The sequence below is a fragment of the Buttiauxella massiliensis genome (genome assembly GCF_902500225.1).
Taxonomy (GTDB): Bacteria; Pseudomonadota; Gammaproteobacteria; order Enterobacterales; family Enterobacteriaceae; genus Buttiauxella; species Buttiauxella massiliensis.
This window is the reverse complement of the sequence record NZ_LR722656.1, coordinates 63,233-77,014: the sequence shown is the minus strand read 5'-3', so window position 1 is coordinate 77,014 and position 13,782 is coordinate 63,233. Positions and strand designations below refer to the sequence as shown.

Below are 13,782 nucleotides of genomic sequence, written 5' to 3'. Positions count from 1 at the left end.
ATCAGTCTGCCAACTCCAGAATACGCACTACCAGTTGAGAGAACGTCATACCTGCCTGACGTGCTGCCATTGGCACAAGACTATGGCTGGTCATACCCGGAGAGGTATTAACCTCAAGCAGATAAAACTGACCGTCGCTATCTAGCATGACGTCTACGCGCCCCCAGCCACTGCAGCCCAAAACTTGCCAGGCTTGCAGCACTAAAGCCTGCAATTCTTGCTCGCGCTGCTCAATTAAACCGCTCGGGCAGAAATATTGTGTCTCATCAGAGAGATACTTCGCCTCATAATCATAGAAAATTCCAGCGGGTTGGATACGAATTGACGGTAATATTTCTTCGCCAAGAATCGCAACCGTGTACTCAGGGCCACTTAACCATTTCTCAATGAGCACTTCTTCGTCATGTTCGAAGGCTAATTCAAGCGCTGCGGGCAGTACTGCAACGTTATCAACCTTAGACATACCAACGCTTGAGCCTTCACGGCTTGGCTTAACGATGACAGGTAGCCCTAAGCTTGCGATGCGTTCAATTGTGGTTGCATGAATGCCCGCTTCAACATCACGACGAGTTAACGCAACCCACGGAGCAACCGGTAAATCTGCACCTTTCCACAGCAATTTGGTACGCAATTTATCCATAGTGACAGCAGAGGCCATCACGCTGCTACCGGTGTACGGCAACTTTAAGAATTCCAGCAATCCTTGCAGCGTTCCGTCTTCCCCGCCACGACCATGTAAGGCAATAAATACTTTGTCAAAACCCAGCGCTTTTAGCTCGGTCACTGGCGTGTTTTTAGGATCGACTTCGTGTGCATCAATTCCTGCTTCTCGAAGACCTGCAAGTACTGCAGCACCTGATTGCAATGACACCTCACGTTCAGCGGAAGTACCGCCCAGCAGGACAGCGATTTTATCAGCCATGTTGGTCTCCTTCCTTAGTGTGGGACTGCAATTTAAATTCAGCCAGGTTTCTGGCAACTTTCCCAACATTTCCTGCACCTTGCACCAGGATCAAGTCATTTCCCGACAAAACGGGTGCTAAAACGTCAGCGATCTGACTGGCATCTGGGACCAGAATCGGGTCCACTTTTCCACGGCCACGAATGGTGCGGCAAAGTGAACGACTATCAGCACCGGGAATTGCAGCTTCGCCAGCAGAATAAACGTCCAGCATCAGCAATGAATCCACTTGCGACAATACGTTAGCAAAGTCATCGTACAAATCACGGGTACGAGTGAAACGGTGTGGCTGGAAAATCATGACCAGGTTTTTATCCGGCCAGCCCGCGCGCGCCGCCTTAATGGTTGCATCGACCTCTGTCGGATGGTGACCGTAGTCATCCACCAGCATGGCGCTGCCTTCTTTACCATTCACTTCTGCTAGCGGGTATTCGCCGAGGAAATCAAAGCGACGTCCGGTTCCCTGGAAGCTTTCCAGGGCACGCAGAATATCGGCATCATCAATACCTTCTTCTGTGGCAACAGACACCGCAGCAGCCGCATTTAATGCATTGTGGCGGCCAGGTGCATTCAGGGTAACGTGCAACGCAGGTTTATCCTGACGCGAAATAGTGAAGTGGCCCTGAGCCCCTTTCTGCAGATAACTTTCAATGCGCACATCCGCATCTTCGCTAAAACCGTATGTAGTGATTTTGCGACCTACGCGCGGCAACAACTCGCGGATCACCGGATCATCGACACACATTACAGCTAAGCCGTAGAACGGTAAGTTGTGCAGGAAGTTAATAAACGTCTGCTTTAAGTTCTCGAAGTCACCCTGGTAAGTGTCCATGTGGTCAGCTTCGATATTCGTGACCACAGAAACCATTGGTTGCAGGTGTAGGAATGACGCATCACTCTCATCTGCTTCTGCAATCAGGTAACGGCTGTGACCTAAACGCGCATGTGTTCCTGCCGCTTTAACCAGGCCGCCATTCACAAAAGTAGGATCGAGGCCTGCTTCTGCATAAATACTAGAAATCATCGCCGTAGTGGTCGTTTTACCGTGCGTACCGGCAATCGCGATGCCATGGCGGAAGCGCATCAGCTCGGCCAGCATTTCGGCACGACGAATAACAGGAATACGTGCTTCATGAGCTGCAACAATTTCCGGGTTATCCATAGAGATAGCTGTGGAAACCACCACAACGCTCGCATCAAGCACGTTTTCCGGGCGATGGTTGAAATAAATCGTGGCGCCCAGCGCCGACAACTGTTGAGTGACCGGGTTCGGAGCCAGATCAGACCCACTAATCTGGTAACCTTCGTTAGCTAAAACTTCGGCAATACCGCCCATACCGGCGCCGCCGATGCCAACAAAGTGAATGTGCCGGACGCGACGCATCTCGGGCACGATAGAACGCAGTTTCGCCAGTTGTTGTGTATTCATTCTCTAACCTGCAGCGTCAAACGCCATTACTTCAAATATTCATGGGCAACACAGCCACCCACAATGATTACGCCAGTGCTGCGGCGCTCACTTCTTTTGCTACCCGCTCTGTGGCATCAGGAATGGATACAGCACGCGCACGCTCGGCCATTGCCAATAACGTTGCTCTGTCCCACCCGGCGAGAGTTTGGGTAACGGCATCCACGGTAAACTGCGGTTGCTCCAGTATTTTTGCCGCTCCAGCTTTTTCCAACGGCAGCGCATTCCAGTATTGCTGCCGGTCTTTGTGCTGGAAGGGAACAAACAGTGCAGGTAACCCTGCGGCCGCGACTTCACTAACGGTTAATGCACCGGAGCGACAGACCACGACATCGGCCCACGCATACGCGGCGGCCATATCATCAATAAATTCGGTTACTTTATGCTGCGACTGTCCTGCGTCTGCATAACCTTGCTTTACAAACTCTTCGCCACCTTTGCCACTCTGGTGCCAAATGGTGACAGCATCGCCCAGGCGACCGGCAACTTGCGGGATGGTCTGGTTCAGCACGCGCGCGCCCTGAGAACCACCAACAACTAATACCCGCACAGGGCCTTCTCGCCCGGCAAAACGTTCTCGTGGCAATGGTAAAGCCAGCACATCGGTACGTACCGGGTTGCCCACTACGTCAGCATTTGGGAATGCCCCCGGAAACGCCTGCATCACTTTTTTAGCGATCTTTGACAGCCATTTGTTGGTTAACCCGGCAATACCGTTTTGCTCATGCAACACCACCGGAATACCCAGTGACCATGCCGCCAGACCACCAGGACCTGACACATAACCACCCATCCCCAGAACCACGTCCGGACGATAGGCTTTCATGATGGCCCGCGCTTGACGCCAGGCATTGAAAATACGAACCGGCGCCAGCAACATTGCTTTCAGGCCTTTGCCACGTAAGCCTGAAATACGAATAAAATCGATCTCAATCCCATGCTTAGGAACTAAGTCAGCTTCCATACGATCGGCGGTTCCGAGCCAGCGTACTTGCCAGCCCTGAGCCATTAAATGATGAGCCACTGCAAGACCCGGGAACACATGCCCGCCAGTCCCGCCTGCCATCACCATTAACCGCCGGGTTTGATTACTCATCGCACACCCTTCGTAAACGCCTGCGCTTTGGCCAGACGTGTTTCATGATCGATACGCAGCAACATCATGATTGCTGTAGACATAATTAATAGACTCGAACCACCGTAACTGATCAGTGGTAATGTCAGGCCTTTCGTTGGCAGCATACCCGCTGCTGCACCCACGTTTACCAGTGCCTGGAAACTAAACCAGACTCCAATTGAGCAACCTAAGAAGCCCGCAAAACGCTGGTCCATTTCTAATGCACGTTTGCCAATGGACATCGCACGAAAAGCCACGAAGAATACCATCAATAAAGCTAGTACCACACCGATATATCCCAGCTCTTCTCCGATAATCGAGAAGATGAAGTCGGTATGTGCTTCTGGTAAATATTCAAGTTTTTGAACCGAGTTACCTAAGCCCTGCCCCCACAATTCGCCGCGGCCAAATGCCATCAGAGACTGTGTTAGCTGGTAACCACTACCAAATGGGTCATCCCATGGATTCCAGAATGACGTTACGCGGCGGATACGATACGGTTCAGCAAGGATCAGCAGAATAACGGCTGAGATACCCATACCGATAATCGCCAGGAACTGCCAGAGTTTGGCTCCCGCCAGGAACAGCATCGCAAGCGTAGTAACAAACAGCACAACCACCGTACCAAGGTCAGGCTGCGCCAGCAGCAGCACGGCTAATACCAGAATCACGCCCATCGGTTTGAGGAAGCCGCGCAGGTTATTACGCACTTCATCAACCTTACGAACCAGATAGTTGGCGAGATAACAGAACAACGACAGCTTAGTGAACTCAGCTGGCTGAATACGCAACGGGCCGAAAGCAATCCAGCGTGATGCACCGTTAACCGAGCTACCGACAACCAGTACAATCAACAGCATAGCGATAGAGAGCAACAGCATTGCGGTACTGTGACGCTGCCAGAAATCCATCGGCAGGCGCAATGTCACCATTGCCAGAGCAAACGCCAGAATGATGTACAACCCGTCGCGTTTCGCAAACAGGAAGGGATCATTGGCCAGGCGCTGCCCTACTGGCATAGATGCAGATGTCACCATAATGAAACCGACAGCTGCTAACCCGAAAGTCAGCCATAACAACGTGCGGTCATACATCACGATGTTATTGGAATCTGCTTCCTTGGTGCCCATCACCCAGCCTTTAAGCGCCGAACCCAACCAGGCCAGAATGGCAAATCCAGGCACGCGAGGCATACGCAGGCGAGGGAGAGATAAGCGCATCAGCCAAGCTCCTTCGCAAGTAAGGTGAATTGGTCACCACGTTGCTCAAAGTTTTTGAACTGATCAAGGCTTGCACAAGCAGGGGAAAGCAGAACCATATCACCGGTCTTGACACGAGAAGCGATTAATTTCATCGCCTGTTCCATCGTTTCAGTTTGCTCAGCAACATCCGGACGCAATGCAGCAAGTTCAGCACCATCGCGGCCAAAACAGTAAAGACGAATTGCAGAGCCTTGCAGGTATTGAGCAAGTGAAGAGAAATCAGCAGATTTGCCGTCACCCCCTAACAACAGATGCAGCGTACCTTCAACTTTCAAGCCATTTAGCGCCGCTTCAGTGCTGCCAACATTGGTTGCTTTAGAATCGTTAATCCAGCGCACGCCGTTACGTTCCCAGGCAAGCTGGAAGCGATGAGCAAGACCGGTAAATGTTGTAAGTGCTTTTAGGCTACTGGATCGCGGAAGTTTTACTGCATCAGCCAGCGCAAGTGCAGCAAGTGCGTTGGTGTAGTTATGACGACCAACCACTTTCATTTCTTTAGTGTTCAGTATTTTCTCGCCTTTCACCCGCAGCCAGGTATCGCCTTGCTGGTGATTAAGGTGATAGTCACCTACGTCGACGCCAAAGCTGATGCAGCGTTCATCTGCACCACGCACAGGCATCGTCAGCGCATCATCGGCGTTGACTACACAGACAGCGGCGTTTTCATAAACACGTAATTTGGCTGCACGATACTGCTGCAGACCAAACGGATACCTGTCCATATGGTCTTCAGTGACGTTAAGAATCGTCGCTGCAGCAGCTTTCAGGCTAAAGGTGGTTTCTAACTGAAAGCTGGATAACTCAAGCACGTAAAGCTCACGATTTGGCTCCAGCAGCATTAACGCGGGCAGGCCGATATTTCCACCTACACCCACATTCACACCAGCTGCTTTAGCCATTTCACCGACTAAAGTGGTGACGGTGCTTTTACCATTCGAGCCAGTAATCGCCACAATCGGCGCTTGTGCTTCACGGCAAAAGAGTTCGATATCACCCACAATTTCTACGCCCGCATCAGCCGCACGACTCAAAGCAGGATGGGCAATCGCGATACCAGGACTGGCAACAATCAAGTCAGCCGCTAACAACCAGTCTTCGTTGAGTGAGCCAGTATGTCGCTCCACCGATTCAGGCAGTTTATCCAGACCCGGCGGTGAAATGCGGGTGTCCATCACACGTGGCGTAACACCACGCGCAAGGAAAAAGTCCACGCAAGACAGGCCCGTGAGGCCCAATCCGATAATGACGACATTTTTACCCTGGTAATCAGTCATAGTTAACGCACCTTCAGGGTAGCCAGGCCAATCAGGACCAGCATCAGCGAAATAATCCAGAAGCGCACAATAACTCGCGGCTCAGGCCAGCCTTTCAATTCGTAATGGTGATGAATAGGCGCCATGCGGAAAATACGTTGTCCTCGCAATTTGAAGGAGCCGACTTGCAAGATGACTGACAGCGTTTCAACCACAAACACGCCGCCCATAATCACTAACAGGAATTCCTGACGCAGCAGCACGGCGATAGTACCGAGCGCACCGCCCAGAGCCAGTGAGCCAACATCGCCCATAAAGACTTGCGCTGGATAGGTGTTGAACCACAAGAAACCAAGCCCAGCACCAACAATCGCCGTACAGACGATGACCAGTTCCCCGGCATGACGCAGATAAGGAATATGCAGATATTCTGCAAACTTAATGTTACCGGTCGCCCAGGCAACCAGCGCAAAACCTGAAGCCACCAGCACGGTTGGCATAATCGCCAGCCCGTCCAGGCCATCGGTCAGGTTTACTGCGTTGCCAGTACCGACGATAACGAAGTACGCCAGTAGCACATAGAAAAGACCAAGCTGCGGCATTACGTCTTTAAAGAACGGCACAACCAGCTCGGTGGCTGGCGTTCCTTTACCTACGCTGTACATCGTGAAAGCTACAGCCAGCGCGATAATCGACATCCAGAAGTATTTCCAGCGTGCAATCAGACCCTTAGTATCTTTACGCACCACTTTGCGGTAGTCATCGATAAAGCCAATCACCCCGTAACCAATCAGCACGAACAACACACACCAGACATAAGGATTTGATGGATATGCCCACATCAACACGGAGATAACGATAGAAGTGAGGATCATAATCCCGCCCATCGTTGGTGTACCGCGTTTGCTGAAGTGAGATTCCGGGCCGTCGTTACGCACAACCTGGCCGAAGGAGAGTTGCTGCAAACGAGCAATCATACGCGGCCCCATCCATAACGAGATGAACAGAGCAGTCAGCAGGCTGACAATGGCGCGAAACGTCAGATAGGAAAAGACGTTAAAGCCGGAATAATATTTGACCAAGTGTTCGGCCAGCCAAACTAACATGTTCCATTCTCCTGTAATGCGTGTACTACCTGTTCCATGGCGGCACTACGTGAACCCTTAACTAAAATGGTAATCATTGAATGCTCAGCGAGTAGCGCCCTCAGGCGCACAATTAAAGAAGGCTTATCGGTAAAATGTTCGCCAACTTCAGAGGCAGTACTGATTGTTTCGCTCAGTGTGCCCACGCTTAGTACGCAATCGATGCCTGACGCTTTTGCTGCTTCACCCACCTGACGATGGCACTCAACAGACTCTGCACCCAACTCACCCATATCACCGACCACCATCACGCGGTAACCCGGCATTTCAGACAGCACCTGTGCTGCAGCGGTCATCGACCCCACATTGGCGTTGTAACTGTCGTCGAGGAGCAGTTGGTTTTCAGAAAGTTGAATCGGGAACAGACGCCCAGGAACGGCTTTAAGACCCGCCAGACCGGTTTTAACTGCTTCCAGAGAAGCCCCCACCGACATCGCAAGTGAGGCCGCAGCCAGCGCATTAGCAATGTTATGGCGACCAGGAAGTGGCAGCGTAACATCAACGTCACCCGCTGGTGTTTTGATGGTGAAATCGGTGCCATGCGCGGTGATGTGCACATTGGTTGCAGTAAAATCACTACCTGTGGCATTAGGTGAAAAACGCCATACTTTGCGCTCACCAATCACTTCTTGCCAGTTCAGCCAATCATTGTTATCTGCGTTGAGAATAGCGATGCCGTTCTCAGGCAAACCAGTGAAGATTTCACCTTTTGCTTTCGCAACACCGGCAAGCGACCCAAACCCTTCCAGGTGTGCAGCTGCCAGGTTATTGACCAATGCAGCTTCCGGGCGTGTGAGATTCACAGTCCAGGCGATTTCACCCTGGTGATTCGCACCGAGTTCAATAACCGCATATTCATGTTCTGGCGTCAGGCGTAACAACGTCATCGGCACGCCAATATCGTTATTCAAATTGCCAGCTGTATATAAGGTGTTACCACACTCACGCAAAATAGCGGCGGTCATCTCTTTTACAGAGGTTTTGCCGGAAGAACCGGTCAGCGCGACAATACGGGTTGGAACTTGCTGGCGCACCCATGCTGCGAGCTCGCCAAATGCCTGATGCGTATCGGCAACTACTAGCTGTGGAACATTGATAGCTAACTTGCGGCTAACCAATAACGCTCCTGCCCCACCATTCACGGCATCTTGCGCAAAGTCATGAGCATCAAAACGCTCACCTTTCAGTGCGACGAACAGACAGCCCGGCGTTAATTTGCGCGTGTCGGTAGTGACATCAATGATATCGGTGTCAGCACCATGCAACTCTCCCTTAAGGACAGTGGCAAGTTGGCTCAAGGAAACGCGGATCATGCCACAACCCCCAACAGACGGGCGACAGTGACACGATCGGAGTAGTCCAGACGGCGTACACCCACAATTTGATAATCCTCATGACCTTTCCCGGCCACCAGAACCACATCATTTTCTTGCGCTTGCATAACTGCATTAGTGACGGCTTCAGCACGACCAGAAACCACATGCACACGTCCCGCATCCAGCATACCGACAAGAATATCGGCAACAATCGCCTTTGGCTCCTCAGTGCGAGGGTTGTCATCAGTGACCATAACCACATCGGCGTATTGCTCAGCGATGCCACCCATAATAGGACGCTTGCCTTTATCGCGATCGCCGCCGCAACCGAACACGCACCACAGCTTGCCGCTACAATGTAAACGCGCGGCTTGCAGGGCTTTTTCCAGCGCATCTGGCGTATGGGCGTAATCCACTACAACCGTCGGCTTACCAGGAGCTGCGAAAACTTCCATGCGACCGCAAACAGGTTGCAGGCTTGGAGCCGTTTTCAGCAGTTCTTCGAGTGGGTAATCCAGCACTAACAGAGTGGCCAGCGCCAGCAGCAAGTTGCTAACGTTAAACGCGCCCATCAGGCGGCTTTCAATTTCGCCATCGCCCCATGAAGAGCTGAACTGGATAGTTGCTCCGCCATCGTGATAATGCACGTTGGTTGCTTTCAACCACCGTCCACGACAGCCGGGCTGCAAATTGTTTTCCATCGTAACGGCAACAGCGTCAGGCAAGCGCGCTAACCAATTGCGTCCGATTTCATCATCAGCATTAATGATTGCATTGCCGTAATCATGTTCGGAGAACAGCAACCATTTCGCAGCTTCATAGCCTGCCATATCACCATGGTAATCCAGGTGATCTCGGCTGAGATTGGTGAACACGCTGGCAGCGAATTTCAATGCGGAAACACGATGCTGAACCAGCCCGTGTGAGGAAACTTCCATCGCTGCAAAGCTCGCCCCTTCATCAGCCAGGGTCGCCAGTACGTGCTGCACGTCAACAGCAGAACCAGTGGTGTTTTCGGTCGGTTTCACATTGCCGAGTAAACCGTTGCCCACAGTACCCATAACGGCACTGGTTTCGCCTAAGAACTGGCTCCACTGTGCTAGCAACTGAGCGGTAGTCGTTTTGCCATTTGTGCCCGTCACGCCAACCAGGCGTAATGCACTTGAGGGTTCGTTGTAAAAACGCCCTGCCAAAGCAGAAAGTCGTTGATGCAACTGGCTCAGATAAATAACCGGCACACCGTGCATTTCACGGATTTCACCATCTACTGCTTCGCCTTCAGCTTCAGCAACGATAGCGGCTACACCTTGCGCTATTGCCTGCGGGATATATCGACGCCCGTCCGCCTGATGACCGACTATAGCTACAAAAAGGTCGCCCGATGCCGCCACGCGGCTATCGAGTGTCATTTCTCGCAGAGCTCTCTCCGGCGCTTGTGGCACCCACGGAGCAAGAAGGTCGCGCAAATTACGATCTGCCACCTGATCCCTCATTTTGATTAATTACAAATTCACTTTTTTCACCTGTCGCCAGAGCATCCGGTTCGATATTCATGGTGCGCAGAACGCCGCCCATAATGGCACCGAACACTGGTGCAGAGACGGCACCACCGTAATACTTCCCTGCTTGTGGGTCGTTAATCACCACAACCAGCGCAAATCGAGGGTTACTTGCTGGCGCTACGCCCGCGGTGTAAGCAATGTATTTGTTGACGTATTTTCCGTCCGGCCCGACTTTTTTCGCCGTACCGGTCTTAATTGCAATGCGGTAGCCTTTGATGGCCGCTTTAACGCCACCACCACCAGGCAATGCCACACTTTCCATCATATGAACGACGGTACGAACCAACTGTTCAGGGAAGATACGTTCACCTGGAACAGGGGGATCAACCTTCGTAATTGACAGTGGGCGATACACGCCGTAGCTGCCAATCGTTGCGTAGACTCGCGCTAACTGTAACGGGGTTACCATTAGCCCGTAGCCGAAAGAGAAGGTGGCCCTCTCTATGTCAGACCACCGTTGTTTTTGCGGATATAAGCCACTGCGTTCTCCGACCAGCCCCAAGTTGGTCGCTTTTCCCAATCCAAAACGTGAGTAAGTATCTACCAACGCTGAGGAGGGCATCGCTAACGCCAGTTTAGAAACCCCGACGTTACTCGACTTCTGTAGCACCCCGGTAAGGGTCAATTCGCTGTAGCGCGCCACATCTTTGATCTCATGACCATTAATGCGGTACGGCACGGTATTCAGAACGGTATTTTCACGAACCACGCCACGTTGCAGCGCAGTCATGACCACCATCGGTTTCACTGTAGAACCCGGCTCGAAAACGTCCGTAATGGTACGGTTACGCATCACGTCTTTCGGGGTTCCACTTAAATTATTTGGGTTATAGGATGGGCTGTTTGCCATCGCTAACACTTCGCCAGTGCTCACATCAACCAGCACCGCACTGCCCGATTCTGCTTTGTTGAAGGCCACAGCATTGTTTAGCTCGCGATAAACCAACGCCTGTAAGCGCTCATCAATACTCAACGCGAGGTTATGAGCGGCCTGACTATCGGTTGAAGAAATATCTTCAATGACGCGCCCGAAACGGTCTTTGCGCACGACGCGCTCGCCCGGTTGGCCGGTCAGCCATTTGTCGAAGCTTTTTTCAACGCCCTCGATACCCTGGCTATCCACGTTAGTGAAGCCAATAAGGTGAGCGGTTACTTCGCCTGAAGGGTAGTAACGGCGAGATTCCTGGCGTAAATGAATACCGGGAAGTTTCAGTTTTTTGATGTAATCGCCAATATCAGGGTTTACCTGACGAGCGAGATAAATAAATCGGCCTTTCGGGTTGCTGTTAACACGGGAAGCCAGTTGATCAAGAGGGATTTTCAAAGCATCCGCCAGCGCTTTCCAGCGGTTATCCAGCGTAATACCACCTGCATCATGCAGCTCTTTCGGATCGGCCCAAATCGCATTCACTGGCACGCTTACTGCCAATGGGCGACCAGCGCGATCGCTAATCATGCCACGAGAAGTAGAGACTTCCTGCACACGCAAAGAGCGCATGTCTCCCTGGCGAACCAGCATATCTGGCGCAATGATTTGCAGCCAGGCAACGCGCCCCAGCAAGAAAACCAGCGCCAGCAAAATGCAACCGCAAAGCAACGCAAAACGCCAACTTACAAAGTTGGCCTGTTCTTCCTGGCGTTTCGGTTTAAGCGTTTTTGCCGCTGCTCTCATCTGCCACGCGATTCCTTATTGCTGAACTACAATGTTTTCCTGCGATGGGTCAACATGCTGCAATTGCAGCTTTTCCGTTGCGACCCGCTCCACCCGGCTATGATCGCCCAGTGCATTTTCTTCCAAAATCAGATTTCGCCATTCGATATCCAGCGCATCACGTTCCACAACCATTTGCTCACGCTGAGCGGTGAGCAGTCGGGTGTGGTGAGCGGTAGTCACAACAAAAATGGCGGTAACGATAATGGCGGTGAACAAAATCAGCGGTAGTTTCCCATGACGCAACAAATCACCACCAATCACTGTTGGTAGAGCATGCCGCTCGCCACTGCTCAACTGGCCAGTAACTTTATTCAGGGCTTCTGCCACTCTGCTGATCATGCGTTCGTCCTTTCAGCGATACGCAGAACCGAACTACGCGCACGCGGGTTTTCCGCCACTTCTTCATCGCCGGGCATCATTTTGCCAATTGATTTTAAATATCTGCCACCAAGCTTATTCAACTGGGCTTCAGTCATTGGGATACCAGCAGGAACCTGTGGACCACGGGTGTTTTCACGCATAAAGCGCTTAACAATTCGGTCTTCCAGAGAGTGGAAACTGATAATTGACAGGCGGCCACCCGTTGCGAGCGTTTCAATCGAGCCTTTCAGTGCCTTTTCGATCTCATCAAGTTCGCTGTTGATCCAGATACGAATAGCCTGGAAAGTACGCGTGGCCGGGTGTTTGAATTTGTCTTTAACCGGCATTGCTGCAGCTACAACCGTCGCAAGTTCTTTAGTGCGTGTCATTGGCTGTTCACGGTTGCGCTCGATAATGGCGCGCGCAATACGTTTGCCAAACTTTTCTTCACCGAAGGTTTTAATCACCCAGGCGATATCTGCTTCTTCAGCACTGAGCAACCATTCCGCAGCTGACTGGCCACGAGTCGGGTCCATACGCATATCCAACGGGCCATCACGCATAAACGAGAAGCCGCGTTCTGCATCATCAAGTTGCGGGGAAGAGACGCCAAGATCCAACAGGATGCCGTCGATTTTGCCCAGCAAGTCGCGTTCGCGTGCGTATTCAGCTAATTCAGAGAAAGGCCCATGAATGATAGAGAAGCGCGGATCATCAATTGCCCTGGCAGCCTCAATCGCTTGAGGGTCTCGGTCGATTGCCAGCAGGCGCCCTTCTGGTCCCAGTTGGGAAAGAATCAGGCGAGAGTGACCACCGCGGCCAAACGTGCCATCAATGTAGATGCCATCCTGACGAATGTTGAGACCATTCACGGCCTCATCAAGCAGGACTGAAGTATGTTTAAAATTTTCCATCATTATTTATAGTGACAAGTCCTGCAGACGGTCCGACAAGGTGGTTGTCGTAGCCTGCTCAGCGTCGATGTCTTCCTTGACCTGTTGATGCCAGGTCGTTTCATCCCACAGTTCAAACTTATTGAACTGCCCAACCAGCATCACTTCTTTGGTTAGCCCAGCGTATTGGCGTAAAACAGGTGCTAGCAATAATCGCCCGGCGCTATCCATCTGACATTCACTGGCATGCCCCAGTAATAATCGCTGCACGCGGCGTTCAACAGGGTTCATGCTCGACAGACGAGCTAGCTTTTGTTCAATAATTTCCCACTCGGGAAGGGTATAAAGCAGCAGGCATGGGTGATGGATGTCGATGGTACAAACCATCTGACCTTCAGAGGTTTCGACAAGCGCATCCCGGTAACGGATAGGTACGGCAAGCCGCCCTTTGCTGTCGAGATTGACTAATGTTGCCCCACGGAACATGCCAGCCTCACCCTTAAATTCCCCTTTCCACCACTTTGACCCACAAAATCCCACCCAAAGGAGTTTACGGAGCGGAGGAAAACCTTGTCAAGCAAGCTCAACGCTAATGGAAATAATTTTCATCTCCTAAGCGATTGATAAATGACTGGCGAGAAAAGGCGCTACATCCACGATGCAAAATTAACGTTATGAATATTTGAAAGAAAAAAGATCAATAAGCATAAATATCGTTAAATCGACTGAAA

At 51.6% G+C, this 13,782-nt stretch carries 12 protein-coding genes; all 12 read right to left on the bottom strand.

The annotated features are described in order from the left end of the window. Position 1: 1 nt before the first annotated feature. The 12 genes from GC128_RS14725 to mraZ all read right to left on the bottom strand — a co-directional run bounded on the left by GC128_RS14725 (position 2) and on the right by mraZ (position 13,537). Positions 2-922, bottom strand: coding sequence for a D-alanine--D-alanine ligase (locus tag GC128_RS14725; RefSeq protein ID WP_151994951.1), 921 nt, complete (start codon positions 920-922; stop codon positions 2-4). Further along, the gene (gene murC / locus GC128_RS14720; protein ID WP_151994950.1) at positions 915-2,390 is read right to left on the bottom strand and encodes a UDP-N-acetylmuramate--L-alanine ligase; all 1,476 of its coding nucleotides are present in this window, start codon (positions 2,388-2,390) and stop codon (positions 915-917) included. The genes GC128_RS14725 and murC overlap by 8 nt, the downstream gene beginning before the upstream one ends. Positions 2,391-2,457: 67 nt before the next feature. Further along, positions 2,458-3,525, bottom strand: a complete 1,068-nt coding sequence (gene murG / locus GC128_RS14715) for an undecaprenyldiphospho-muramoylpentapeptide beta-N-acetylglucosaminyltransferase (protein WP_151994949.1) — start codon at positions 3,523-3,525, stop codon at positions 2,458-2,460. Next, entirely contained in the window at positions 3,522-4,766 is a 1,245-nt protein-coding gene (ftsW, locus tag GC128_RS14710) for a cell division protein FtsW (protein ID WP_064516187.1), read from the bottom strand. The genes murG and ftsW overlap by 4 nt, the downstream gene beginning before the upstream one ends. Further along, a complete protein-coding gene (murD, locus tag GC128_RS14705; protein ID WP_151994948.1) occupies positions 4,766-6,082 on the bottom strand; it encodes a UDP-N-acetylmuramoyl-L-alanine--D-glutamate ligase in 1,317 nt (438 codons plus the stop codon). Before murD ends, ftsW begins: the two co-directional genes overlap by 1 nt. Before the next feature lie 2 nt (positions 6,083-6,084). Beyond that, positions 6,085-7,167 (bottom strand): phospho-N-acetylmuramoyl-pentapeptide-transferase, encoded by a 1,083-nt coding sequence (mraY, locus tag GC128_RS14700; protein WP_151994947.1) that lies wholly within the window; start codon positions 7,165-7,167, stop codon positions 6,085-6,087. Beyond that, entirely contained in the window at positions 7,161-8,519 is a 1,359-nt protein-coding gene (gene murF, locus GC128_RS14695) for a UDP-N-acetylmuramoyl-tripeptide--D-alanyl-D-alanine ligase (protein ID WP_151994946.1), read from the bottom strand. Before murF ends, mraY begins: the two co-directional genes overlap by 7 nt. Continuing rightward, a complete protein-coding gene (gene murE, locus GC128_RS14690) occupies positions 8,516-10,003 on the bottom strand; it encodes a UDP-N-acetylmuramoyl-L-alanyl-D-glutamate--2,6-diaminopimelate ligase (RefSeq protein ID WP_151994945.1) in 1,488 nt (495 codons plus the stop codon). Before murE ends, murF begins: the two co-directional genes overlap by 4 nt. Next, the gene (locus tag GC128_RS14685) at positions 9,990-11,756 is read right to left on the bottom strand and encodes a peptidoglycan glycosyltransferase FtsI (protein ID WP_064516179.1); all 1,767 of its coding nucleotides are present in this window, start codon (positions 11,754-11,756) and stop codon (positions 9,990-9,992) included. Before GC128_RS14685 ends, murE begins: the two co-directional genes overlap by 14 nt. A 15-nt stretch (positions 11,757-11,771) precedes the next feature. Further along, complete coding sequence (gene ftsL / locus GC128_RS14680; RefSeq protein WP_134187112.1) at positions 11,772-12,137, bottom strand: cell division protein FtsL; 366 nt, start codon at positions 12,135-12,137, stop codon at positions 11,772-11,774. Next, the gene (rsmH, locus tag GC128_RS14675) at positions 12,134-13,075 is read right to left on the bottom strand and encodes a 16S rRNA (cytosine(1402)-N(4))-methyltransferase RsmH (protein WP_064516175.1); all 942 of its coding nucleotides are present in this window, start codon (positions 13,073-13,075) and stop codon (positions 12,134-12,136) included. Before rsmH ends, ftsL begins: the two co-directional genes overlap by 4 nt. 3 nt (positions 13,076-13,078) lie before the next feature. Continuing rightward, positions 13,079-13,537 carry a division/cell wall cluster transcriptional repressor MraZ gene (gene mraZ, locus GC128_RS14670; protein ID WP_151994944.1) on the bottom strand — a complete coding sequence of 153 codons (459 nt, stop codon included), beginning with the start codon at positions 13,535-13,537 and terminating at the stop codon, positions 13,079-13,081. Positions 13,538-13,782 lie beyond the last annotated feature (245 nt).